The sequence below is a fragment of the Vibrio sp. Y176 genome (assembly GCF_033438945.1).
Window position 1 is genome coordinate 1 of record NZ_JAWOQS010000415.1, and the last position, 759, is coordinate 759.

Sequence of the window (759 nt, forward strand, 5' to 3'; positions counted from 1 at the left end):
GCACCTTTCGGCACTATTGAGAAAGGAACTGCCAATTTATATCGAACCAGATTATCGACCATGGATACTCGCAAGCCGCGTTGGTGCGGATGAGTTTGTCGTCGTATTCCCTTGCAACAACAGCTTAGAAGCGCGCGAGATTGCCAACCAAATTCATAGACAAGTGCTATCGCCATTGAGGCTCGACAGTCACAATATCCGCTTAACCACCAGCCTTGGTGTTGCGGTATATCCAGAGTTTGGCTGTAACGCAGATTCGTTGCTGCAACTTTCATCCCTTGCCGCACAAGAATCAAAACGTCGCGGCAAAGACATTATGTCCGTTTACGATCCCGCATTCGATGCGACGGTGAAACAACGACTCTATATCGAAAGAGAACTGAGTCGCTCCATCCACGACTTATCACAGTTTGAGCTTTGGTATCAACCTAAATTTGACCTTAAGACCTACCAGTTGGTTGGGGTTGAAGCATTAGTGCGATGGAATCATCCCGAGAAAGGTTACATTGGCCCTGAACAGTTTATTCCGATTGCAGAACAAAACGACTTGATTCTCGAGCTTGGTGAGCATTTGATCGAAACCGCGATCAAGCAAAGAGCGGAATGGGCAGAAGCATTCGACCATGATTTTCATATCGCGTTGAACTTGTCCCCACGACAAATCTACCGCCAGGACCTTAGCCTCATATTTGAGCACTTTTTATTGCAATACAATGTATCCGCCAAAGACATTCACGTAGAAGTGACGGAGTCACTTTT

Annotated in this window: 1 protein-coding gene; it reads left to right on the top strand. The window is 46.4% G+C overall.

Translation table 11 applies throughout. The features are described from left to right. The coding region (locus R7O13_RS26400; protein ID WP_318305146.1) for a GGDEF domain-containing phosphodiesterase at window positions 1-759 on the top strand (759 nt) is incomplete at both ends.